At 66.6% G+C, this 23,144-nt stretch carries 22 protein-coding genes and 6 pseudogenes; 17 read left to right on the forward strand and 11 right to left on the reverse strand.

Going from position 1 to position 23,144, the window contains the following annotated elements; genetic code table 11:
• The first annotated feature begins 83 nt into the window (after window positions 1–83).
• Window positions 84–224 (forward strand): hypothetical protein, encoded by a 141-nt coding sequence (locus OHS59_RS01150; RefSeq protein ID WP_328491494.1) that lies wholly within the window; start codon window positions 84–86, stop codon window positions 222–224.
• 412 nt (window positions 225–636) lie between these two features.
• Window positions 637–1,233 carry an RNA 2',3'-cyclic phosphodiesterase gene (gene thpR / locus OHS59_RS01155; protein WP_328491495.1) on the forward strand — a complete coding sequence of 199 codons (597 nt, stop codon included), beginning with the start codon at window positions 637–639 and terminating at the stop codon, window positions 1,231–1,233.
• A gap of 91 nt (window positions 1,234–1,324) precedes the next feature.
• On the opposite strand, the pseudogene OHS59_RS44435 reads toward thpR, so the two are convergent.
• Window positions 1,325–1,457, reverse strand: a pseudogene (locus OHS59_RS44435) (IS701 family transposase); the annotation flags it as partial.
• A gap of 157 nt (window positions 1,458–1,614) precedes the next feature.
• On the opposite strand from OHS59_RS44435, the gene OHS59_RS01165 reads away from it, so the two are divergent.
• Entirely contained in the window at window positions 1,615–2,019 is a 405-nt protein-coding gene (locus OHS59_RS01165; RefSeq protein ID WP_328491496.1) for a type II toxin-antitoxin system PemK/MazF family toxin, read from the forward strand.
• A 122-nt stretch (window positions 2,020–2,141) separates the two neighbouring features.
• Here the strand turns inward: OHS59_RS01165 and OHS59_RS01170 are convergent.
• Window positions 2,142–2,559, reverse strand: a pseudogene (locus OHS59_RS01170) (hypothetical protein); the annotation flags it as partial.
• Window positions 2,560–3,536: 977 nt separating this feature from the next.
• Between OHS59_RS01170 and OHS59_RS01175 the strand changes: the two are divergent.
• Entirely contained in the window at window positions 3,537–3,707 is a 171-nt protein-coding gene (locus OHS59_RS01175; protein ID WP_328499586.1) for a hypothetical protein, read from the forward strand.
• Between the two features lie 78 nt (window positions 3,708–3,785).
• Here OHS59_RS01175 and OHS59_RS44440 read toward each other — a convergent pair whose 3' ends face one another.
• On the reverse strand, window positions 3,786–4,196 hold the full coding sequence (locus OHS59_RS44440; RefSeq protein ID WP_443061362.1) for a transposase: 411 nt from the start codon (window positions 4,194–4,196) through the stop codon (window positions 3,786–3,788).
• Window positions 4,197–5,308: 1,112 nt separating this feature from the next.
• Between OHS59_RS44440 and OHS59_RS01185 the strand changes: the two genes are divergently transcribed.
• Window positions 5,309–5,644 carry a hypothetical protein gene (locus OHS59_RS01185; protein WP_328491497.1) on the forward strand — a complete coding sequence of 112 codons (336 nt, stop codon included), beginning with the start codon at window positions 5,309–5,311 and terminating at the stop codon, window positions 5,642–5,644.
• A 384-nt stretch (window positions 5,645–6,028) separates the two neighbouring features.
• Here the strand turns inward: OHS59_RS01185 and OHS59_RS01190 are convergent, their stop codons facing one another.
• Window positions 6,029–7,291, reverse strand: coding sequence for a DUF6357 family protein (locus OHS59_RS01190; RefSeq protein WP_328491498.1), 1,263 nt, complete (start codon window positions 7,289–7,291; stop codon window positions 6,029–6,031).
• A 251-nt stretch (window positions 7,292–7,542) separates the two neighbouring features.
• A complete protein-coding gene (locus OHS59_RS01195; RefSeq protein ID WP_328491499.1) occupies window positions 7,543–8,196 on the reverse strand; it encodes a TetR-like C-terminal domain-containing protein in 654 nt (217 codons plus the stop codon).
• Between the two features lie 290 nt (window positions 8,197–8,486).
• Here OHS59_RS01195 and OHS59_RS01200 point away from each other — a divergent pair, with 290 nt between their 5' ends.
• The gene (locus OHS59_RS01200) at window positions 8,487–9,410 is read left to right on the forward strand and encodes an NmrA family NAD(P)-binding protein (protein WP_328491500.1); all 924 of its coding nucleotides are present in this window, start codon (window positions 8,487–8,489) and stop codon (window positions 9,408–9,410) included.
• Between the two features lie 606 nt (window positions 9,411–10,016).
• A pseudogene (locus tag OHS59_RS01205) lies at window positions 10,017–10,752 on the forward strand (transposase family protein); the annotation flags it as partial.
• 271 nt (window positions 10,753–11,023) lie between these two features.
• Here the strand turns inward: OHS59_RS01205 and OHS59_RS01210 are convergent.
• Window positions 11,024–11,632, reverse strand: a complete 609-nt coding sequence (locus OHS59_RS01210) for a hypothetical protein (RefSeq protein WP_328491501.1) — start codon at window positions 11,630–11,632, stop codon at window positions 11,024–11,026.
• A 610-nt stretch (window positions 11,633–12,242) separates the two neighbouring features.
• On the opposite strand from OHS59_RS01210, the gene OHS59_RS01215 reads away from it, so the two are divergent.
• The 4 genes from OHS59_RS01215 to OHS59_RS01230 all read left to right on the forward strand — a co-directional run bounded on the left by OHS59_RS01215 (window position 12,243) and on the right by OHS59_RS01230 (window position 14,412).
• The gene (locus tag OHS59_RS01215; protein ID WP_328491502.1) at window positions 12,243–12,647 is read left to right on the forward strand and encodes an FKBP-type peptidyl-prolyl cis-trans isomerase; all 405 of its coding nucleotides are present in this window, start codon (window positions 12,243–12,245) and stop codon (window positions 12,645–12,647) included.
• Between the two features lie 233 nt (window positions 12,648–12,880).
• Entirely contained in the window at window positions 12,881–13,102 is a 222-nt protein-coding gene (locus tag OHS59_RS01220; protein WP_328491503.1) for a hypothetical protein, read from the forward strand.
• Between the two features lie 404 nt (window positions 13,103–13,506).
• Window positions 13,507–13,881 (forward strand): hypothetical protein, encoded by a 375-nt coding sequence (locus tag OHS59_RS01225; RefSeq protein ID WP_328491504.1) that lies wholly within the window; start codon window positions 13,507–13,509, stop codon window positions 13,879–13,881.
• Window positions 13,882–14,046: 165 nt separating this feature from the next.
• Window positions 14,047–14,412, forward strand: coding sequence for an ArsR/SmtB family transcription factor (locus tag OHS59_RS01230; protein ID WP_328491505.1), 366 nt, complete (start codon window positions 14,047–14,049; stop codon window positions 14,410–14,412).
• A 129-nt stretch (window positions 14,413–14,541) separates the two neighbouring features.
• On the opposite strand, the pseudogene OHS59_RS01235 reads toward OHS59_RS01230, so the two are convergent.
• Window positions 14,542–14,889, reverse strand: a pseudogene (locus OHS59_RS01235) (FadR/GntR family transcriptional regulator); the annotation flags it as partial.
• On the opposite strand from OHS59_RS01235, the gene OHS59_RS44445 reads away from it, so the two are divergent.
• Complete coding sequence (locus tag OHS59_RS44445; RefSeq protein WP_443061363.1) at window positions 14,889–16,313, forward strand: IS5 family transposase; 1,425 nt, start codon at window positions 14,889–14,891, stop codon at window positions 16,311–16,313. The pseudogene OHS59_RS01235 and the gene OHS59_RS44445 sit on opposite strands and share 1 nt — an antisense overlap.
• A gap of 90 nt (window positions 16,314–16,403) precedes the next feature.
• Here the strand turns inward: OHS59_RS44445 and OHS59_RS01250 are convergent, their stop codons facing one another.
• The 3 genes from OHS59_RS01250 to OHS59_RS01260 all read right to left on the reverse strand — a co-directional run bounded on the left by OHS59_RS01250 (window position 16,404) and on the right by OHS59_RS01260 (window position 18,886).
• On the reverse strand, window positions 16,404–16,844 hold the full coding sequence (locus tag OHS59_RS01250) for a hypothetical protein (RefSeq protein WP_328491506.1): 441 nt from the start codon (window positions 16,842–16,844) through the stop codon (window positions 16,404–16,406).
• Between the two features lie 360 nt (window positions 16,845–17,204).
• Window positions 17,205–17,966, reverse strand: a complete 762-nt coding sequence (locus OHS59_RS01255) for an alpha/beta fold hydrolase (RefSeq protein ID WP_328491507.1) — start codon at window positions 17,964–17,966, stop codon at window positions 17,205–17,207.
• Window positions 17,967–18,277: 311 nt separating this feature from the next.
• Window positions 18,278–18,886: an NAD(P)-dependent oxidoreductase gene (locus OHS59_RS01260; RefSeq protein ID WP_328491508.1), complete on the reverse strand. Its 609-nt coding sequence runs from the start codon at window positions 18,884–18,886 to the stop codon at window positions 18,278–18,280.
• A gap of 54 nt (window positions 18,887–18,940) precedes the next feature.
• Between OHS59_RS01260 and OHS59_RS01265 the strand changes: the two genes are divergently transcribed.
• Window positions 18,941–19,300, forward strand: coding sequence for a Tn3 family transposase (locus tag OHS59_RS01265; RefSeq protein ID WP_328491509.1), 360 nt, complete (start codon window positions 18,941–18,943; stop codon window positions 19,298–19,300).
• Between the two features lie 7 nt (window positions 19,301–19,307).
• Window positions 19,308–19,454 carry a hypothetical protein gene (locus OHS59_RS01270; protein WP_328491510.1) on the forward strand — a complete coding sequence of 49 codons (147 nt, stop codon included), beginning with the start codon at window positions 19,308–19,310 and terminating at the stop codon, window positions 19,452–19,454.
• Between the two features lie 156 nt (window positions 19,455–19,610).
• Here the strand turns inward: OHS59_RS01270 and OHS59_RS01275 are convergent.
• Window positions 19,611–20,142, reverse strand: a pseudogene (locus OHS59_RS01275) (FadR/GntR family transcriptional regulator); the annotation flags it as partial.
• Here OHS59_RS01275 and OHS59_RS01280 point away from each other — a divergent pair.
• The 3 genes and pseudogenes from OHS59_RS01280 to OHS59_RS01290 form a co-directional block, all read left to right on the forward strand.
• Window positions 20,123–20,785: pseudogene (locus OHS59_RS01280) on the forward strand (IS5 family transposase); the annotation flags it as partial. The pseudogenes OHS59_RS01275 and OHS59_RS01280 overlap by 20 nt on opposite strands.
• 110 nt (window positions 20,786–20,895) lie before the next feature.
• Window positions 20,896–21,771, forward strand: coding sequence for a GNAT family N-acetyltransferase (locus OHS59_RS01285; protein ID WP_328491511.1), 876 nt, complete (start codon window positions 20,896–20,898; stop codon window positions 21,769–21,771).
• Window positions 21,772–22,105: 334 nt separating this feature from the next.
• Complete coding sequence (locus tag OHS59_RS01290) at window positions 22,106–22,945, forward strand: IS5 family transposase (protein WP_328491512.1); 840 nt, start codon at window positions 22,106–22,108, stop codon at window positions 22,943–22,945.
• Window positions 22,946–23,144: the final 199 nt, after the last annotated feature.

Below are 23,144 nucleotides of genomic sequence, written 5' to 3' on the forward strand. Positions count from 1 at the left end.
GCCTGCCGAGGGCCGGCCACGGCACTGCGCAGCCTGCGCCGCGCGCTGAAAGCAGCCTGTGCCGCGCGCTGAAACGTGAACGCGTGATCTTCCGCAACCCCGCACGGGACCTCCCGGTCGGCGACATCGAGGGCATCCCGAAGTCCATCCCCTCCGACATCCTGATGGAGCTGCTCGATCAGGCGGCGACATCGCTCGGCAGGCCGCAGCAAGTGACGGTCTAGGTCTGGTCGGCGCCGGAGAGCGGTGCTACGGCGAGCACAGCCGCCGGCCAGCGCCACGAACAAACCCAACTCGCCTTTTGAAGGGCCCGTAGGCCTGGGGCCGGGCTCCAATTCGCCGTCCAGAAGGCTTTGATGATCGTGTGCGTAGTAGGCGACAGGCGGAGACTCACCCTCCACTCCGACCGGAGGACGTTATCCACTCGCCGGCTTCGACGCTCACCCTTCACATACAGTCATTAGGTGATCTCCGCCGACCTTCAAGGGCGAGCCCTTACCGAGCGAGACCAGTCGGGAGACTTTCCCTCTACACCCGGCACAGTGATTGGGATGGCGAACAGGGACGCGCAGCGGACGTCCTCGTTGCGGGCAGTCAGGCTTCGGCCCTGCAGACGCATGAGGTAGGAAGACATCCGTGACTGAACCGCCCCAGACCGCCACCCAGCACGCGTTTATCGCCCTCGCGCCGCCCGACGATGCGAAGAACGAGCTGGCGCACGCGCTGAGCCCGGCCTACGCCGCCTGTCCCGACCTGCGTTGGAACCGCATCGAGGACTGGCACATCACCCTGGCTTTCCTGGGCGAGCTGCCGGTGCAGGCCGTCCAGCGGCTTCGTTCGCCCCTCGCCGACCTGGCGGCTGCCTGCTCCTCTCTCGAACTGGCGCTGCTCGGTGGTGGGCACTTCGACGAGCGAGTGCTGTGGAGCGGCATCGAGGGTGATCTCGACGGACTGCACGAGCTGGCCGAAGCAGTCCGGGCTCAGGTCAGGGACTGCGGCATCTCCTTCGCCGAACGTCCTCTGCGCCCTCACCTCACACTGGCCCGCGCTCGCCGCTACGACAACACGGCCGTAACAACGGCAGCCGCCTGCCTCGACGGCTTCATCGGGCGCCCTTGGCGGACCGAACGCCTCCACCTGGTCGGCAGCACGGTAAGCGGCCACCCAGGCCCGCGGCGCTACCAGGACATCGCCTCATGGGCCCTGGCCACCTACTCCAGCCGTAGATCGTGATCTTCATGCTTGAGCGGCTTGTCGTCGGTAGCGGCTGGTCTGGGATCGGGCCTGGTGGCAGCGTCGCCAGACGGACCCGCCAAGTCGGTGGCTGGTGCTCGTCCAAGGCCGCCAAGCCCTTGCCTGACTCGAAAAACTCCTCGCCCCCACCTTGGTCCAGCGACGCGCACCAGGGTGGTCAGCGGCCCTGCGGCCGGCAAGTAGCAGCGGTAGTACGCGACTTCGAACGCCTCCTGCCAGTGGGCAGGGTTTACGCTGTGACCTGCGGCCAACGCGTGATCTTCAGTCTTCGCACACCGATGATCAACGGTGGCCGCACCCATCTCCACAGCGCGTCAGGCTCGCGCAGCGTCTGTCCGCCGTCCTGTGTCCGGAGGACTTGTGCAACGAGGCGAAGTCTGGTGGGTCCAGTTCGACGAGCGAAGGTTGGTCGTACTGCTGTCGGGAGACGACGCGTCCGGGATCCGGGTGATGCAGGTCGTCGCTCCGGCGGGCGTCGACATCAGCGGTCTGGGCATCGAAGTGATGGTGGGCGCCGGTGAAGGAGTGCCGCTCGAAGGCGTGCTGCGGCTCGCGTTCCCGCGTCCAGGCTTCACCCCTTGTACGTGGCTGACCACTGTGTCAAGGGACGACCTGATAGAGCGGGCGGCCGTCCTGTCCTCGGCGAAGCTCAGCGAGATTGACGATGCGCTCCGACTCGCTGAGCAAGCGCAGGAGCAGACCCCGGCGACGACCGCGAAGCTCAGCGAGATGAGGGACGCCCTCCGTCTCGGTGAACTCGGGTAGTGGGAGAAGGAGCCGACGACATGGGCGGTCTCGACCAGATGGTCGACGCTGTCCGACTGTCACCTCGGCGCCCCTCACCGTCGAGATCACGATCTACGGCTGCTGGAGTATTAGCCACGTTTGCCGTGTCGCCGTGGTCGGCCACCAGCCGAGCCACGGCTTGGGCACCGTCCCCGCCTCCTCCCGCCTCCCGCCTCCCGCCTCCCGGCCAGACCGTCGTCCAAGGGGACCTCGACGTCGGGGAAATGTTGGAAGCAGCCTGAGACGCCTTCGTTGCGGGCGGCCGTGGCGTCGTACATACGTCCAGGTCGCAGGGCATCAGTGCGTAATGCGCGGCCCCGCCACCCGGTCGCCGAACACCAGCTGGTGGCGGGCTCCGGCGCCCTCGGCCTGCTTGCGGATTCCGCCCCGCGCAGCATGACGGCGGCCTTCGAGGCCAGCCTGCCACGGTGCTGCCAACTCCTCGATCAGGCAAGCGAGATGACGTCGAGAAGTCCCACTGAACAACTGATGCGCCAGCACCATCGCCTGGTTGACCATGCTCGCGCCAGTCGGATTGCCACCGGCTCCGCACGAAGCCTCACCCGCTACCACGCACCATTCGTCAGCGGAGCAAGGGCAAGCTATTTGGCCTGGGTTGAAAGGAGTTGCTCGTACACCAAGCCGACCACAGGATGAAGCCAGATCCGGTCTACAACGGACCGGAACCGTGCTTCTGATTACTTGTGGGGGACCAATGTTAAAGAAGATCATGCAGACGGCAGCTACGTTGGCGCTTGCCGCCAGCGCTGTCACCGGTGCCGCTGCGACCGCGCAAGCCGGCGAACACGCGTCGCGGCAGGCGCCCTCCAGGGCGAGCGCCGGCATCCAGAGCCTGCAGTGGCAGGGGCCGTTCGGCACCTACTCCTCCTGCTTGACCGTTCAGAACGAGTTCCGGCGCTACTACGACATCACAGTCGCGTGCAAGTACTTCGCGTCCTCCGGCTACTACTTCCAGTACGACAACGGCCGTTGAGAGCCCTGTACACGGTAATGCGGTAGCTCTGTGGGCCAGGCCTTCGCGGACCTGGCCGCAGGGCCAACGACAAGTGGCTGACACGGGCCAGCATATGAACTCTCCTGAGCCAGGCATCGAGCAGATCGAGCAAGAGGCCACCGACCGTCTCCTTGTCCAACGATCCGCACTGCGACGTGAGCGTGGATCTGACCGACCACTGGCGGACGGGATGACCCCCCGTCGCGGGCAAATGCTGTCGCTCGACGCCGACCTGGCGACGGGTTGCCGCTGTACGACAGACCCCTCGTCTTCCCGGCGATGTCAGTGCGTCGTGCCAGGCTGACGGTGCCCGGCGGTGTCCATCACCTCGAAGCCGATGCTGCCGCCGGGCACCCCTCGTCCGGCGGCGCGCAGATAGATGACCCTCCCGAGGGCTAGTACACGTCGGCCTAGTCCGCCGCGGAGCGACCGCCGAGGTGGTGGACTTGCCTGCGAAGGAGGGCGGAAGTATCCGTCCGCCGTGGCCTTCGTCATCGTCTTCAGGATCCTCGACGAGCCGACCGGCGAGATGGACCCGCGAGGCGAGCACCGGGTCTTCCACCAGCTCCGGGAGCGCAAACAGGACCGGATCACGGTCTGTCTGGCGTGGTGCGCCGGCGGCCCGAGCCGAGGCACCCGATGCGTTCCATGACCGGCTCGAACTGCGTGCAGTCCGCCCGCTGGCCTGCCGTCAGCAACATTGAAAGCACGCGGCAACGCCCGTCTGCGCTCAGGTGAATCTTGGTGGTGAAGCCTCCTCGGGAGCGACCGAGCGCCTCACCTCCTGAACCACTTCCGCCAGGCGAGCGCACAGTCGCACCCACGGTCTTCCACGGCCCGTAGCGTTCAGGCGGTCACGCCACTGCACCCCGGTTCGCACCCGGTGCAGGATGTCGTTGACAGCCTGACGGTGATCGCGCCACCGCCCGCAGAGATTGTTGCCTGTGGGTAGAAGAGGCTCCAGACGTCGCCACCCCGCCTCTGTCAGATCCCCCCGCCCAGTCACGTAAGAGTCAACGAACCAGTGGGGCACATGGGTACGGTCAGCACCTGCGATGCCACCACGCCGACTCCGGGTCCTCCGTCGGCTCGTGATGCGTTCGCCCGAGGAGCACCGTGTCCAGGCGCTCGACCTGCACACGGAGTTCGCTGGCAGCCCTTGGCGGAAGCATGAACAGGGCGTCCTGCAGCTTGTCCCGGGCCCAGCCCTCGCCGCAGCAGGAGCAGGTGAACCCCGCCTCCCATTGCCCCCACCGGCGCCCCGTGCCGTGGACGCGCACGGACCACACTCTCAGCGCCACCGCCACGATGCCCGGAGACAATCGCTCTCGTTCAAGGACACGGACAGCGGCATTCGCCGCTCCCGACAGGCCTGGGACATCGCGATACCGAATCCAAGGTCTACCCCAGCCGCGTTCCCGCGATCGAAGTGCAGCAGGTGTTCTACGAGGCACGGCCCCTTCGAATGCAAGTCATGGGCGAAAACCTCCCACAGCCCAAGATCGGCCGGACAGAATCTAGGGCTTGCCCAACGTGCCATACGCCATCGCTCTGTCCCTGTCCCGAAAGACTTGGAAGGCGTCCCCCGCTGGCGGGAGCATCGTCCGTGAGTAGCTCGCCGGTCGCCGGTAGAACAGTTGAAAGGGCCCAGTCGAGCGTTCGGGAGATGTGGGAGATCACCTGGACGCGCCAGGGATCATCCGGCCCAGGTCGGCACCAGATGTCGTGAACGCCGAGGGGCGGCACCTCACCCGACGCCCAAGGGCGCAAGCTCCCCGGCGGTCCGCCGCCCACCATTGCCAGCGTGCCAGAACCTGCTGGGCCACGAGCTGGTCACGCCGCAACAGCAGGACGTCCATGTCACCGTGGCTCCGGAAGGGGTGGCCCACCACAAACTCGATCGCGAAGCCTCCGGCTACCCCCCAGTGGGATTCCGGACCGGAGAACATCGCGACCAATTCGCTCAGCGAGGCGGGGTCCCACCTGCCGAACGGATCCCGGAGACGCGGAGCACCGCTCATTCCCTATCGGAACTTCTTCGATTTCCTGTGGGTTCGCGGCAAGAACTGGGATGAGGCAACCGCCAGTCACCTGTGGGACTTTGAAAAACTGGCGATCGGGCAGCGGATCACCCGGATGCTCGCAGAAGGCTCTGAAAGCGGGCCGTGAGGGACAGAGCCTCGCAGGCTGTGGTCCTCAACACCCTGCAGCCCAGGCGGGGAGCGTGGTCCGAGTCGAGAAACTGCGACTTCCGTGAGCGACGACAGTGCCATCATGCTCAGACAACCGGCCGCACCCCTCACCCAAGAGGTTCAGATGCTCTACCAGAGCCCTGCCGACTTCTGCGCCGAGTACGCCAAGGCACACAACCGCAACAAAACCGATGAGTTCGGAGCCGAGTCCACACTGGAAAAAGTGACCGTAGTCAGCCAGACCCCGGACACGGCGCGGGTCGAGGCGCTCTGGTTCACATGCGGCCACGAACCGGATGCCGGGTACTACGACGTTTTTGAGCGCACCGCCTTCGTCCTGGTCAAGCGGCACGACGGGTGGCACCTGCACTCCGAAGAACATCTCGGCTACGAGTGACAACACTCGGTCCCCTCCTCGTACCGAAAAGAAGGGCCCCCAGATGACGGGACTTGCATTCCGGGGAGCCTCGGGCATCTGGTGGGCGATCTGGGCAGAAGGCCAGTTCATCGCTACTCGTCACTGTTCTGGTCATGCCTCTGCCCCGGCTCGGGACAACAATCGGAACCACAGTGGCCGCAGCCGGGGATCCGCTGGGCGTCTGCACCACACCAGCCGCACCACCACCTTGCCCCGCACGGCCGGCCGCACCGTCACCGGTCTGCTCACCCCGACAGACCCCGGGCATCCGTTGACGGGCTGGTCGTTCTCCGCGGGGTGGGGCGCCCGCGAGACGCTGGACGTCACCCTGGTCCGGCCCGAACTGGTGGGCTCCCGCTGGGGCTACCGGGCGTCGCGCCGTCGACGTGCGCGCTCGAACTCGGCGACATCCGATATCCAGGGACCGTGCCGTTCGAGTGCGGCGTAGCCACTGCGGACGAAGACACTCACCAGGTTCCGGTACCCGCTGATCCCGTCGACCAGGCTGTACTCGACCCGGTACTCCGGGTCCGACCCGCCTTCGCCTTGGCGCAGCGTCGTGATCCGGGCGATGGAGTCCGCGTAGAAGTGGAGCTGGATCCCTTCGCCCATCTCCTCGTCCTCGATGGTGAACACTTCGTTGTCGGCGGCAGAGCGATTGCCGACGAACTCCCAGAACTCCGCGGCGGCCGTGCGGGGACTGTCCCGTTGCCACTTCTTCTCGACGCCCTTGTCGTCGGTGAACGACAGGACCGTCTTGCTCGCACTCCCGCCGAAGTCGGAGTGGTGGTCGGCAGTCTCCTCGTCCTCCTCCATGGGTGTGCTCCTGGAGCGGTTCGCCGCTTCCGAGCACATCAGGAAGCTCACGGTACGCACCGCGTCATCGACGAGTTCAGGGTGTGCACGGCGCACGGCCGCTTCGACCGTCGTCTCCATCCGATGCCAGTCGCGCTTGTCCGTGGCGCGGTTTCCCCGTCGCGGATCGCGGCCGATCCGCATCCCGGCGCAAGCCTGCTCCGCCGTGGCAATCACCCGCATGGCCTCGGGCAGCAGCGCGGGGTCGACGGCATCGGGCATCCGCCCCGGAACCGTCGCGCCATGCAGATACTGGCCCGTGTACCTCAGAATCGCGGCGTCGAGTGGACCGAGTACTGCTCCGCGCTCGGCGCGACGGCGGTTCGCCTGGTACTCCTGAGCTCGTTTGCCGTCTGACGTCTCTGTCGCAGCGCGCATCGCCGCGCATACCTGACCGCGTTCAAGCAGACCGATGTCGGCCCCGTGGGCGATGAGCCGGCTCCTGTCCCACCGGATGCGCTGGAAGAGCGCGTCGACGTCCGCGGGCGCGGCGAGGAGGATCGGGTCCAGGAGCGCGGCGGCAGCGTCTTCGTCGAGCCGGCCTCGGGTTCCGGCGGCGTCGCACAGCGGGAGGACCGCACTCCACAGCAGCAGGTGTCTGGTCAGGTCCTCCCGGATCACCGCAAGATGGGCTTCGCTGATCGAGAACGTGAACGTGCGAGGGTCGTGGTTGGCGTCGGCCCCGGCACCGAGCGTCAGCTTCAGCTCGCCGTCCTCTCGGATCACGTTCGGGATCCAGCCGCTCGTGCGCGTGAAAATGATGTCGCTCATAGGACTCAGTCTTTCCTGGAACGGCACGGGCCGGCAGCACTGCGATGTTGCAGCCCAACCCCGCACCATCTGTTCACGACCACCGTACGAACTCGGCGTCGAGGCGCGTGTCGCTACGCACCCGGACTTCGCCACGAGGGAGCCGGAACCGCTTCTGTAACCTCCCGGCCCGCCTCGGTATCGAAAATGGATCCTGGCCTTCATGGGCCGAGCAGGCGCGGTGGGGTATCGAGGAGCCGGCCGGAAGGGTTTCAGCCGGCAGGGGTGCCGCCGATGAGAGGCAGTAGGACCTGGTCCACCAGGCGGGCTATTCCCTCATTGTCGAGAACGTCACCGAGCAGTTCCTTCTGCAGAACCGTCACCCCGATGGCTGCGGCGATCTCCATCCTGCCCGGCGCCAGCAGAAACTCAACCCTCTCCGCGGTGATCTCGCCGCGCTCTTGAGCGCGGCGAAGACAGGCGGCGATCTCCTCGCGCTGCCCGGCGATGGACCGCTCACGAAGGGTGTCGGCGATCTGAGGATGAGAGACGGTGGCGGCGGCCAGCACGGCTGAGAAACGACGCGCTTGAGGCTGTAGGCACACGGAACTGTGGGCCAGCGTGGCGATGAGGTCCTCGCGCAGTGTCCCGGCGGCAGTCACCTCGCCCGGGACAGCAGCGGGGAGCATGAGGCTTTCGAGAGCGTCGGCGACCAGGTCCTCGCGCGAGGCCCAGCGACGGTAGACGGTGGCCTTGGCCACCCCCGCGCGCGCGGCCACCGCGGCCATGGTGAGATCCGCGTAGCCGCTCTCGACGATCAGGTCCAGGACCGCTTCGATGATGCGGGTATTCCGCGTCTCGTCGCGGACGGGCCCGAAGGCACCACTGGGGCGCTGACGTCCGGCAGGGCGGGTCGACCTGGTCATACGCACGACGGTACTGCATTCCCTTCCCCCGCCATCGGGCCCTCCCGGCCTGTCCACGGGAGGCCGCGGACCGGGTCATGGCGCCGTCTGCATACACCGCGGCGTTGAGCAGGGCCCCTCATCCCGCCACCCCGACTCTTGCCGCTCGTGATCCGCGGGCTACCGGTCGACCTCTGCTCGGCCAAGCCATCAACTAGATACACCTAAGACTCGATACTGTACGGTCTCTAGTTGACGGGCCTTCGTGCCCGTAACCGGCAAGACATGACCAACCCAAGGCAAGGCGTGCTATGACACACAACGGCAAGGCGAAAGTGCTGGTCACCGGGGCAACGGGGATGCAGGGCGGCGCCGCCACCCGGGCACTCCTGCGCGCAGGGCACCCCGTGACCGCGTTCGTGCGCAATCCGTCCTCCGCGGCCGCCCAGGCGCTCGCCCGGCAGGGCGTCACCCTCGCGACCGGAGACATGGACGACCTCGCATCCCTTGAGGTGGCCTCCGCCGGACACGACGCGGTCTTCTCCGTGCAGTTGGCGGGCGTCGACCCGGCCGACCCAGGCGCGGAGCAGCGCAAGGCCCGCAATATCGCCACCGCGGCCCAGCGGGCCGGTATCTCTCAGATCATCCACACGTCCGTGTCGGGGACCGGGTGGCGCAGCCAGCACCCGGGCTACGAGCACTCCGACCTGTGGAAGGCGTACTGGGACGAGAAGGAGGCCGCGGAGGACGCCATCCGTCAGGCGGGCCTCGACCACTGGACCATTTTCAAGCCCGCCTTCTACATGGACAACTTCCTCCCGGCCAAGCAAGACCCCATGTTCCCCGCCCTGCCTCAGGGCAAGCTCGTCACCGCCACGAGCCCGCAGACCAAGTTGGCGCTCATCAACTCGGACGACTTCGGAGCAGCCGTTGCCGCCGCCGTGGCCGCGCCCGAAAAGTTCCACGAAGCCGAGATCGAGTTCGCGGGCGACGCGCTGACGCACCCCGAAATCGCAGACACCCTCTCCAAGGCATCCGGCCGCGAGATCACCGCAGTCTCCGTCTCCTGGGAGGAGCAGGAGCAGCGCCTCGGCGCACCCACGGCAGACAGCCAGATCTGGAACAACCTCGTCGGCTACCCCGCACGCCCCCACCACGCCGCCCGCTACGGCCTGACCACGACCACCTTCGAGCAGTGGGCAGCGCAACAGGACTGGACCCTCCCGGCCGCCTGACATCAGGCAGCCCTCCAGCCTCACCAGCGCAGCGGTGAGGCTGGAGTCGTCCTCGCACGGGAACACCGTCTCCCACGCGAGGGCGATCGTGTCCCTACCGGCAGCCCTACCCGCAGCGTGACCTCGAACTGCAGCGAGTCCCCACGCTGCCCTGCAGTCACCACCAATGACATGGGCTTCAGCCAATCTCGGCGCCAACCACGGTTCGAGTGATCTCCGGGGCCGACATCGGTGCCGTTGACCTCCGAGTGGTTGAAGGGACCGCGCAGCCACTGAACACCATGCCGTCGATGGTGACCGTATCGACGAGCTCAAGTCCCCGCAGGAACCGGGAACAGACCCACGAGAACCTGGTTCCGCGGAACGCCGCGTGCCGCTGCATTCGACCGTGCCGAGGAAGTGGGTGCAGCAGGAGGTGGTCGCGGATTACGCGAACGGTCCAGAGGGCCTCGCGCGCCCGGCGTTGTGGTTAGGTCGGGGCCCCGGGGTATCGGGGTCACAGCCTCGGGAAGAGGTAGAGCGCCGTCCGCACCGCCAGGCCGACCCCTCACGCCTCCTCGACCTAAAGGGTGTTGCACAATGCTGCGAACTGGGCACTTCCTCGGCATGGCTGGGGTGTTGAGTGCTGAACGGGTGTGGGTGGAGACGTTCACGGGGCTGCGGTTGACGCCAGTTTTCGCGGTTGCTCAAAGCAGTGCGGGAGCGCGGTGGCAACGGCACGATGCAGGGGCGCCCGTGGAGCCTGCCGCTGGCCGAGCGGGTACTGATCGTCGCGGTCTACTACCGGACGAACCTGACCATGCGGCAACTGGGACCGCTGTTCGGGGTTTCCTCGTCCACCGTGTGCCGGGTGATCCAACGGCTGGGGCCGCTGCTGGTGCTTGAGCCCCTCTCGCGTCCGACCGACGCCGCGGACCGGTTGTGGATCGTGGACGGCACGCTGGTCCCGGTCCGCGACCGCACGATCGGAGCGTCCAGCCGCAACTACCGCTTCTCCGCGAACGTGCAGGTCATCGTCGACGCCGACACCCGCCTCATGATCGCAGCGGCCCGACCGACACTGTGCACCACCGCCGACGCCCACGCCTGGCGTGCCTCCGTACTCGCCGAACACTGTCAGGACGTGACCGTCCTGGGTGACGGCGCCTACCTCAACTGCGGGATGGTCGTGCCGCACCGCAAACGCCCGCGCCGACCCCTGCTGGCCGGCGAGGAAGCCGACAATGCCGCCCACCGCACGGTGCGCGCCCGGGTGGAGCATGTGATCGGCCGCATGAAAGCCCAGACCGAACTGCAGGCCTGGAAGCAGAAACACAACCACTCCCACAAACGAGTCCGCGCCCGCATCGAGCACACCTTCGCCCCGCACGAAGGGTTGGAAGATCATGAAGTGGACGTCATTCGACTACGTCAACACCTTGAGGGCTGTTGCAGAACAACTTCCGGCCTTGATCTTGGTAAGGCAGGCCGTCTCGCAAGGTCATCGAGTGGAAGGGCGCTTTGACGTTCACGAGTTGTCTTCCAACGGCTCCCTGGGCCCCTCAGGGTTCGACCGGGTCCGGCGCATGCGTTCTCGGCGCTTTCCCAGGCCGAGAACGAGAAGTAACGCCGCTTCAGATGGTCGGGGTGTCGTCAACAACCGGCTTGTGAATCTCAACGACCGGCTTCCACCCCGCGGAGAACTCGATGAAGTCCGCACGGGTGGGGTAGGTGTCGATCGCGCGACGGTCACGCTTGGGGGTGTCGCCTCCCTTGCGCCCCCGGGGAATCTGCTCCTCGAAGATGTCGACCTTAACGTCGGGAACCTCCTTGAGGCCCTGGCGCCAGATCTGCACAACATCGGCGCCGAACGCCTGCCGGGCCGCAGCGTAAAGGGCCGTCAGAGCCCCCTTGTCCCCACCAGGGACGAAAAGGGCCAGGTCCAGGACGACACCGGCGGACTGGAGGACCTCGATGGCCACCGAGCCCTTTTCTTCAGCCACGTAGATTCCGGCTTCGTTCTCATCGTCAGGAAGGCAGGAAACCTCTTCCTGGAATACGGTTCTCGCCGTTACCGAGCCGCCCTCAAAATCCTCACCGGACCTGGTCAGAAAAGCAGGGACATAGCAGTCGGGAATCTTGAGTTCTGCCGTGTCGGCAGAAACGAAGATCCTGTCCTTCACGCCAAGCTTCGTCACCTCCTCCAGCGAGAGGCGGCGAGCGGCGATCTTCTCCGTGTTCACGATTTCCCTTTCAGGTTGCACTGTCCCTCCGACCAAGGACGCTACCACGAAACCCTGAGGTCAACTGCCCAGTCAGATCTGGGCACATGACCTCCGATGGCCTGCACGGAAGGATACCGAAGCGAGTGCGAATCGGTTGGGAACGCACATCCGCCAGGCAGTGGCCCTCGCCATGCTGTAGGGGGATCAACCGACGGTTTCATTTCGGTGCGTTGGGTAGCACAGAGGAACTAAAAAAAGTTTACGGTAGATATCACCCATATCCCCTTCAGGGAGGTGGCGGCGCGGTAAGGCGAACCATTCGTCGTGCATCTCGAAGAGCGCAGCGGAAACCAGCCGGGTGGTTCGACAACGCAACAACGGAGACCCTCACCGGCGACAACTGGATAAAGTGCGAACCGGAAGTCGCGCACTGCCGCGCCCTCTTCGGCTGATGCCGGTCCGACACGTCTGCCCTTGACCGCGGGCACCGAGCGGCGTTGCCTGCAACATGGGAAGTGACCGTCAGGCGGAGTCGGCACTCCCGGTAGCGTGTCCATCTGCCGCATGGGTGCCATGTGTCCGGACAGCCCCGTACGGAGGGCATTCGGCAGCGAGCGATGAGGGTGCAATGAGTGGACTGACGAAGCCCGAGGTCGACGTTCCGGAGGGTGACGCGCCTACCGAGTTGACCATCCAGGACATGGTCGTCGGGGACGGGGCCGAGGTGAAGTCGGGCATGGTGGTCAGGGTCCACTACGTCGGCGTGGTCTTCGAGTCCGGGAAGGAGTTCGATGCCTCCTGGGACCGGGGCCAGCCGTTCAAGTTTGCCCTGGGCAGTGGCAGGGTCATCAAGGGCTGGGACCGGGGGGTGAAGGGGATGAAGGTCGGCGGTCGACGCGAGATCATCATTCCCCCACGTCTCGGCTACGGTAATCAGTCGCCATCACCGTTGATCCCGGCGGGCTCAACCCTCCTCTTCGTGGTGGACCTGCTGGACTTGTACTCCAGCACAGCCGGGTGGAGCAACGCCTAGCGCCCACGCGCCCCGGTGCCCCTGCGCACCTGCGCACCTGCGCACCTGCGCACCTGCGCACCTGCGCAAGACTGTGGCATCGATGGCGTCTGGCACTTCGTGAACAGCGTTTTGCCTCTCTTCGCGGCAGTCTGCCTCGGCCTCACCAGCACGGAAGAGACCGTCGATTCCTTCTCGGACGCTCCTTTAGAACCCGCCGAGAGTGGCCGCGCCTGACGGCATGATGCCGAGGTATGTCGCAGCTCTCCGCCATCCCCCGGTTCAGCAGGCCCACCCAGCTGCTGCTGCCAGGCGTGACACCCTGGATGGAACCCACATCGCAGTCGAAGAGGGACACCACCACAGCCGACGCCCCCGTCCACTCAACAGGGCTCACCAGGCCGCGCGGTCCGGCCTCGGCGAAGTCGGTGACCTGCCAGCCGTCCGTCAACACCTTCGTGTCGTCGATGCCGTGAACCGGGTGCCCGCATGGGCTGGTGCACTTCCCCCGTGTACCGGGCCGTCAATGATCCGAGAACGCGGCTCACCGACTCGAAGTTCTTCGATTCCCGCGCCTGTTCCACTCCGCGCACCCCAGCACGGATACCGGGAAACGCACAGGCCCGCCACCCCCGACAGATGAATGACGTCCGTGCGATCCGGACTCACGGACTGCGATGAGCGCAGGACGGGGCGGCCCGGAGCCCCGATACTCCGGACGCTTCCGAAGATAGAACGATCACATACTTTCAATACATATTACCCAGCTGCAATTTCGCTCAACTGTGCATATGCAGCCCCTTCTGACGGTCCTGCTCCTAGCGTGGCTGGCGCAACGGGGCGGGAACAGCCCGGCCCGGCCTGCGAACGGAGAAGAGCCATGGCCGATGTGGACGTCTCGCTCAAAGAGCTGATGGCCGGCGTGGAAGGTGCCTTGGGGGCCGCCGTCGTGGACTACACAAGCGGCCTGGCGCTCGGCGTGCTCGGCGGCGGTAAGGACCTGGACCTCGAGGTGGCCGCCGCCGGCAACACGGATGTCGTCCGCGCACAGATGCGGACCCTGGAGCATCTCGGCCTGGCCAGCCAGATCGAGGACATCCTGATCACTCTCGACCGGCATTACCACGTCATCCGGCTGATGAACGAACGAGGCGGCAACGGCCTCTTCCTGTACCTGGTGCTGGACAAAGCGCGGTCGAATCTGGCGATGGCGCGTCACCAGCTCAAACGAGTGGAGGAAAACCTCGCTGTCTGACCTTCAATTTCGCATGCCCTCGATGTGAAGAGTTCTGCAACTCGCAACATCCACACATGTCCATTCCGCAGATCCCGGCGGGACGAGGTGCGACACACTGATAGCCCGGACGGGAGCCCCGAGCCCCACCCGGCCTCATCGCCCGCGCGTAGGGAGCCAACGGCTATGCAAGTGCCCCTCTACCAGGCCAAAGCCGAATTCTTCCGCATGCTGGGACATCCCGTACGCATCAGGGTTCTCGAACTGCTGCAGCACGGACCGGTCGCGGTCCGGGATCTGCTCGCCGACATCGAGATCGAACCGTCGAGCCTGTCCCAGCAGTTGGGGGTACTGCGCCGGGCGGGCATCATCGTCTCCACCCGCCAGGGCTCCACCGTCATCTACGCCCTCGCCGGAGGTGACATCGCCGACCTTCTGAAGGCCGCGCGCCGCATCCTCACCGAACTCCTCGCCGGCCAGTACGCGATCCTGACCGAGGCCCACGAAACCGAACCCTCTGCCGGTCCCGTACCGGCAGGCACGGAGACCTGACATCGCCTCTCCGAACGAACCCCGTCCGACTGGGACTTACGCGCAAGCGCCTCCCGAACCGGTTCCACGCAGGACGCGAACAGCCGTTGCCCAAGGGAACTCTGCCGGCCTCCAGACGGTCGTTGTGTGTCAGAGGGATTGGGGGTGAGCAAGTGTGTGCTTCAGCTCCACCCTGAGCGTGTGTCCGGCCGTCTCCGCGTCTCCTCTGGCCACGGCGTCCACGAGGGCGGCGTGGGCGTCGTCGCCGTGGTTCGGGTCGGCCGCGCGCAGGTCGAGCAACTCGACCAGGTCGCGCAGTTTTTGCTGCAGGACGGGTACGAACTCGGTGAACAGGCCCGTGAGTACGGGATTGTGCGCGGCGGCGACCACGGCCTCGTGCAGGGCGATGTCGGCGTCGACGAACGCGGCGTCGCTCCCGAGCGCGGCGTCGCGGCGCTTGGCCAGGGCGGCGTGGAGGGCAACGAGGTCGTCGTCCGATGGGGTTCAAGGAGATCGAAGTCGGCTACCCCTCCGCCAGCCAGACCGACTTCGACTTCGTACGACACCTGGCGCACAGCGGTGCGGTGCCCGAGGACGTGACCATCTCGCTCTTCACGGCGGCCCGCCAGGATCTGATCGACCGAACCCTCGCCGCCGCCGAAGGATTGGACCGCGTTGTCGTCCACCTCTACACCGCGACCGCTCCCACCTGGCGCAACGTGGTCCTGGGACGCTCCCGCGCCGAAGTCCACAACCGCGTCCGGGACGCCGCCGCCCACCTGATGCGGCGAGCCGAGGAGCAGCCCGGTACCGACATCCGGTTCGAGTTCTCCCCCGAGGTCTTCAACCTCGCGGAGCCGGACTTCGTGCTGGAGGTGTGCAACAGCCTGACCGAGCTGTGGGACGCGAGCCCGGACCGGCCGGTGATCCACAATCTGCCGGCCACGGTGGAGATCGCCACCTCGAACATGTACGCCGACCAGATCGAGTACATGGACCGGCATCTCGCACGCCGTGAGTACGTGATCCTTTCCGTACATCCGCACAACGACCGCGGGACCGGAGTCGCATGCGCCGAACTCGCCGTCATGGCGGGGGCGCAGCGCGTGGAGGGCTGCCTGTTCGGCAACGGCGAGCGGACCGGGAATGTCGATCTGGTCACTCTGGCCCTCAACCTCTACGCGCAGGGCGTGAACCCGATGATCGACTTCTCGGACATCGACGCGGTGCGCGAGGTGGTCGAGCACTGCAACCGGCTGCCGGTGCACCCACGGCACCCCTACGGCGGCGACCTCGTCCACACCGCCTTCTCCGGCACCCATCAGGACGCCATCGCCAAGGGCCTGGCCCAGCACACCAGGACAGCCGCCGAACTGGGGGGCCAGCCTGCCGTGGCAAAGCCTGCACGCCCGCCTGGTGGAGGTGGTGCGGGAGGTGGGGGCCTTGGCCGCTCGCGCGGCGGCTTCACTACAAAAATCCACCTGAGCGCGGACGGCCGTTGCCGCCCACTTTCCTTGATCGTCACACCCGGTCAGCGGGCGGACTGCACGCGGTTCAGACCGGTGCTGGAGAAGATCCGCGTCCCGAGGTTCGGTCCGGGCAGGCCCCGCAAGAAGTCGGACAGCGTCGCTGCCGACAAGGCATACAGCAACGGACCGTGCCGCGAGTACCTGCGACACCGGGGCATCCGGCACACGATCCCGGAGAAGACCGACAGCCAGGCCGCCCGCCTGCGCAAAGGCTCACACGGCGGGAGGCCACCTGGCTTCGATGAGAGGCGGTACAAGAAACGAAACACCGTCGAACGGGCTATCAACCGGTTGAAGCAGCATCGGGCGGTAGCCACCCGCTACGACAAGCGCCATTACGTCTACCTCGGCACCGCCACTGCGGCAGCTCTCACGATCTGGCTCCGCACATGATCAACGGGAATGCTCCGTATCACTGATCCGGCAAGGTTCCGCGCTGCCGTAGTCGAGGGTCTGTACCTCACAACAGCGATCGAACCGCCGCTATGCGGGGCGGAGAACAGGATCAATCTCTGCCAGGCTCTCGTGCAGCCGACGGGCCCCCTGGGCAACACGATCGTCGGTGTCGCCCGACATCTCGTCGCAGATCCGTAGCGCCTCGTCCAGATCGTCCGAGAAGATGCTGAAGACATCGACGATCGCGGTGTGGATGTAATCGGCGTGGTTGTCGTTGGCGACTGCCAGTGCGGACGCGACTATCGTCAGTCCGACCCTGTCCTTTCGCCGAAGCAAGCCCTCCGCGGTCCGCCGGGTGACGAAGGTGTCACCACGGTCGAGCACAAGGCCCAGCAGTATCTCTACGGCCTCTGGCATCTCGGCGAACCCTGCCAGGCTGTGACCGGCATCCGCCCGGTCACGCCAGTCATCGCTCCGCCCGAGTTCGCCAAGCGTCACGACCACAGCACGCCGCAGGTCACTGTCCACGCATTCGCCCGCTCCTTCCCACAATTCCGGTCAAAGTATCACCGAGGCGTCTTACCAGATGATCGCCAGGACAGGTCCTAGCTGGTGCGCGGGTTTCCGTCTCCACTCATCCTGGATTCTGCGAACCGCGCGCTTCCGCGTTCGACGCGCTGCGCCCACACCCACACCCACACCCACACCCACACCCACACCCACACCCACACCCACAGCATGGGCGTACGAGCGGCACCGGCCCGTACGTGAGGGACTGTTATGTGAGCACCGCGGCTCGAACGCCCTCAGTACCGGCCCGGAACCCTCGACGGCTTGATTGCGGGCGCTGGCCTGGTTCTCGACGAGGCGGCGTCACTTTGACGAGCCCTAGTCCATGAAGAACTTATCGACGCGCGAGACGAACCACTCCGGTTGTGCCAGGTGCGGATAGTGCGTGCGCGTCGGTGCCTGCTCGGCCACGGCGCCGGGGATGCGGTCGGCCAGCCAGTCGGCGTAGTCATCACCGGGGTCCGTTCCGTGCACAGACAGGTACGGGACACCAGGCGGGAGACTCGTTGTCCGTCGGGACCACGCTGCCAGGGTGTCGGCGTCCCAATCGAGCAACGGGGTCCAAAACCCGCTGAACACGTCCTGGTCGAGGGTGCGGCGGCGCTCGATGTCGGCCACGAGCACGGGGTCCAACTCGCCGTACAGCGAGGCGAAAACAGTGCGGACGAAGTCCGCGAAACCCTCTCCCCGCACAGCGGTGGCTATCTCCGCGGGCAGCGGGCCGACCCGTAGCGACTGGTCGACGTTCACCACACCACGGGTCGGATAACGAGCCGCATAGGCAGTCGCGATCACCCCACCAAGGGAATGGCCGACGATGTACGGGGACTGATCCCCGGTCAGGTCCTCGCCCAGGGAGTCGATCAGGTGGTGGATGTCCTCCACCGACTGGTCGATCCCGAACGGCGAGGTCCGAGGCGAGTCCCCGTGGCCACGCAGGTCGACGCGGAGCACGCGGAAGTGCTGCCGCAGGCAGACAGGATCCCAGAAGCTTCGGTTCTCAGTGATGCCGTGGACCGCCACGAGCAGCGGTCCCGTGCCGTTGAGGTCGTGGGCCAACTGATTGCGTTCCTGGCTCATGGGGTGCTCCTGAGTCGATCGAAGTGGATCTGTGGCTTGTCGAAATTTACGTTCATGCAGCGGGACTTGAATCTGTTGACCGTGCTGGACGCCCTGCTCGAAGAGGGCAGCGTATTGGGCGCGGCCGAGCGGCTGCGCCGTCCTCGCCCGCGGTCAGCCGTTACCCGCAGCCGCATGTGGTGATTCGCCGGTGGCGACGATCCACTGCAACTGGCACCAGCGCTACGATTCCGACCCCGCCCACGCCTGGCTCCGCGAGCAGGCCCGGGCCTCGATCGAGGAGATCACCGGCGGCTGACCGCACCGGCCGACTACTGCGCCAGCGGCAGGGCCACGGCGCCGGGACGGCGGGGCGTCTCGGCCTCGTCGAGCATGGCCGCGGCGACCGTCTCCCGGCTGACCTTCGCGCCCAGGTCGAAGGGCGGCCCGGCCTCCAGGCCGACCGTGCGCCGGTGGGGGCTTTCCGGTCCGTCGGCGAGCATCCCGGCGTGGAAGACGGTGCCGCCGGCGGCGAGGACGGTGTCGTCGGCCTCGACCTTGTCCGCGAGCCGGTCGCCCAGCGCCCTGGCGAGCATGTCCGCGCCCTCCCCGGCGACCGCGGCCGATCTGCCGGTGCCGTAGGCGCCGAGCCAGATGACGCGCCGCGGGCCGGCGGCGACCACGGCCCGGGCGCCGGTCAGCAGGATTCCGGCCCGGTCCGTGCCGAGCGCGGACAGGACCACGGAGTCCTTGTCCACGACGGCGGCGATGCCTGCCGCGTCGGTCACGTCGCCCGCCACCTTGCGCAGGTTCGGGGAGTCGGGAAGGTCGATCCGCTCGGGGTCACGCGCGACGGCGGTCACGGTGTGGCCGCGTTCCAGCGCCTGTCGGGTGAGGGCGATTCCGGTCCGGCCGGAGGCCGCGAGGACGGTGAGGTTCATGCCGAGAACGCTAGAGAGTCACCCACTTAACATCAAGTGCAAGTATCTGACTTGATGAGTTACCCAGACGCAATCGACTCGGGAGTGAGGCCCAGAGTAGGCAGTGGGGAACCATCGAGCGCCCAACTTCCGCCTGTCGCCGAGGTTGCAGAACATCGGCAGTATCCGCCTGTACCGCCCGGACGACGCCCCGCCCGACTGACCCCCGGAGGCCCCAAGCACCTCACCGACCAGGCTCTCGAAGAACTCGGCCGCGCCGTGCGGACCATCTTCGCCTGCGACCACCTCGCCGGCCCGGGCCCACACAGGGAGATCCACGGCGGCCTCCAGGTTGCGGAGAACCGGAACAGCGCAAACACCCTGCTGCATTACGGCAAGGACGCCGCCCTGACCGGCCCAGCCCGGCCCGGCTAAGGGACACGTGGAGACCTCGACGCTCGCCCTGCACCTGCACCACTCCGCGCCCATCCACGTCAACGCCCTCCTGGTACAACAGATCCTGGCCGAACCGACCTGGGCGAAGACGCTCAGCGACGAGGACCGGCGCGGCCTGACCGCCCTGTTCTGACGTCGAGATCCCCGAACACCCTCCGCAGGCACTCCCGCCTCGGTCAGCGGTCTCCGATCCTTTACGAGATCGGCTTCCAAGCGGCAGCAACACCCTTGTCCGGAGCCGCATGGAGGTGTTCAGGATCCAGGGTCAAGATTCAGCCGCGGCCGCCCGCTACCCGAACAGGCGCCGCTGGATCTCCCGCCGGTAGTCCTGGAGCGTCCTGTCGAGATGTGCCGACGTGGCCTCGGCCGCCTGATCGGGCCGGCCGTCGCGGATGGCTCGATAGATCGTCCCGTGTTCCTGAACGGCCGACGCAGTGTTCTCGCCAAGCGTGTCGTGGATCCCGATCGCGCTCGACTGCCGCTGAAGCCGTCGTGCGTCGCGCACGGCGCTGACGAGGAAGGTGTTGTGCGAGGGCCGCCGCCACAGCCATGTGAAAGTCCTCGTCCGCCTGGTTGAACTCCTCGACCTGACAGTGGACAAAGCCGTGCCGACACTGCTGCATGGCGACCTCGATGGTCCGCAGCTCGGCGGGCGTGGCGCGGGTTGCCGCCAGACTGCTGGCGGCCATCTCGTGAACCCTGCGGAACTCGAACAGCATCAGTACGTGGTCGATGCCGACGGGACGGAAGAAGCCTCCCCACCGGCTGGTGATGAGCATGCCCTCGTCGTCCGCGACGAACAAATGGCGGGCTTTGCCTGCGGATTTTCCACCATGGGAGACGGTTTACGGGTTCTTCTGGAGGTGGCACCGGGCTGGGGTCGTCACCTACATCCGTGACCAGCTCCGCCGGAGAATCCGTACTGGCAAGGGCCGCTGCCCGCACCCGGTGACGCTGATCGTGGACTCCCAGTCTGTCAAAGGAGCCTCCACCGTCGGCCGGGGCTACGATGCCGCCAAAAACAACGGCCACAAGCGACATATCACCGTGGACACGCTAGGCCTGCCCGTGATGATCACGGTGACGCCCGCCGACATCCAGGACCGCGACGCCGCCCGCGACGTGTTCTGGCGCCTGCGTCTCACCCAGCCGCAGATCACCCAGGTCTGGGCGGACCGTGGCTATGCCGGCGAACTCGTTGATTGGGCCCGCGACCGCCTCTGGCTCACCCTGCGCATCGTCTCCCGGCCCAAAGGCACCAAGGGCTTCGTCGTCCTGCCCCGCCGCTGGAAAGTCGAGCGCACGATCGGCTGGTGCATGAACGCCCGCCGCAACGCACACGACTACGAGCGTCTGCCCCAGCACTCCGAAGCACACCTGAACTGGGCCCTCATCACCATGATGACTCGACGCCTCACCCGCAAGAGCCCCCGCACCAGCCAGTGGACGAGGAACACTCGTGCCTGATCGGCAGCAGTTACGTCACGTGACTGAAAGGCATCGGCCCAGTCGTGGCTCGGTGCATCTCCGCGCAAAGTACTGAACCGAGTCGAGTACATCCGGGATCATGAACCATGCTTCCGGACACCTGGACCCTCACCGAAGACATCGAGGACTTCCTCGCTCGCGCCAGAGACTTTCTCCGTTCGCACCCAGCTCTGCACAACACGCCGCTCACCAGGCTGGAAAAGTGGCGGACCCAACCGGGCGCGTTCACCCCAGGTTCCGTCCTCTTCGGCCGGCTGGAGTCGGCGGGCGAGACCCAAGCGATCTTCTACCGTCCGCCGACCCGTCGGCTGACCCTCACCCCCCTCTCCTCCGAACGGGCCGACGCCCTCGCCCTCCATCTGGCCGGCCTCGGCCACACCCTCGCCGGCGTCACCGCGGACCACGACACCGCCACCGCATTCGCCGAAGCCTGGCGGCGGTACACCGGCGCGACGCCCACACTCCGCGTCCGGATGCACCTCTACCGCCTCGACACCCTCACCCCGCCGAACCCGCACCCAGACGGCCACGGCCGCCCGGTGGGTGAGCAGGACCACGACCACCTCATGCGCTGGTGCCGTGAACTCGCCGTCGACCTCGGCGAGACCGTCACCATCGACGCCGCCTCCTGGGCCAGCACCCGCTTTGCCGAGAAGACCTACACCTTCTGGGAGACGCCCGACGGCACCCCCGTCTCCATGGCAGGTGTGAACCCGATGATCGCAGGCATGGTTCGGGTGGACCCCGTCTACACCCCAGCCGACCTCCGCGGACGCGGCTACGCGGCCGCCGTCACCGCAGAGGTGAGCCGGGCCGCGCGTGCCGCAGGAGCCACAGAGGTCGTGCTCTTCACGGACGCGGGCAACCCCACCAGCAATGCCCTCTACCAACGCCTCGGATACCGCCGGATCGCCGACTGGGCTCCGTACGACTTCGTTTACGCCGCAGCAGAAGCCAGTTGAGAAGCGGGAGCGCGACAGCTACAGACGACACCACACCATCCCCGGACTTCGCACCCAGCCCTGCCGACCTTCCGCGTTCCGTGGGATAGGTAGAAAAACACCTACTGAGAGGGCGTTTTGGCGTCTTTGGCTAGTTGATGGGGTGAATTCTGGCGAGTGTCTGCAGAGTTAGACGCGGCGTTTTGCTGCTTGAGCGGTGGCTGGGGCGAGCGCCTGGTTGTTGCGCCCGCACTGCTCCTGTTTCGTCGCAATGTGCTCCGCTTGGCTCCCAATGCCCCGGGCGACCGGTCCCGCGCCCTGACCGATGCTCCGGCTGCTGGGCTACCCCGGAGACATGAGCGACCGACGCCGCTACCCCAGCGACCTGTCCGACGCCCGCTGGGCGTTGATCGAGCCACTGCTGACCAGCTGGCGGACCGAGCAGGCCCGGCACGGCCTGAACATCGGACATCCACCCCGCCACGACCTGCGCGACATCCTCGACGCCGTGCTCTACGTGGCCCGCACCGGCATTCCCTGGCGCTACCTCCCGCATGACTACCCGCACTGGAACACCGTTTACCAGTACTTCGGCCGCTGGGAGCAGGCCGGCCTCTTCGAGCACCTCAACGATCTGCTGCGGCGCCGCGTCCGAGAGAACGAGGGCCGCCGACCCGAACCGACCGCCATGGTGATCGACGCACAGAGCGTCAAGACCTCCACCAACGTTCCTGCCTCCGACCAGGGCGTCGACGTCGGCAAGAAGATCGTGGGCCGCAAGCGCAGCATCGTGATCGACACGACCGGCCTGCTGCTGACAGCCCTCGTGACCGCGGCGAGCATCCAGGACTCCACCGCGGGCGAGACCCTGATCAACCGGATCGCCTCGGCCCACCCCACCATCCGCAAAGGATGGGCGGACCGCGGCTATCGCGAGTACCTCGTCGACCACGCCGCCCGACTCGGCATCGACCTTGAGATCGTCCGCCGTTCTCCCGGCACTCGGGGCTTTGTCGTGCAACCACGCAGGTGGGCGGTGGAAAGAACGCTCGGCTGGCTCATGCTCCACCGCCGCCTGGCCCGCGACTACGAAGCCCTCCCGGCCCGTTCCACCGCCATGATCTACATTGCGATGATCTCTCTGATGGCCCGCCGCCTCACCAAAGAATCCACTCCCACCTGGCGAGGACTCTGATACCGCATCAAAGCCACATCCCGGGATGAAACATTGAGGGAAAACGCTCTCTCAGCCAGCCCCAGTGGCTCGACGTCGTACTCGGGGCCGGTCCAGGGCGGCCGAGGAAGGTCGCGAAGCGGCTGAAGAAGGGTGACGGACCTGCCCTACCGGGACTCCCCCGCCCCGTCATCGCTGAAGGGCCGCCGCGGAGTGTGAA

This window comes from Streptomyces sp. NBC_00414 (assembly GCF_036038375.1).
GTDB lineage: Bacteria > Actinomycetota > Actinomycetes > Streptomycetales > Streptomycetaceae > Streptomyces.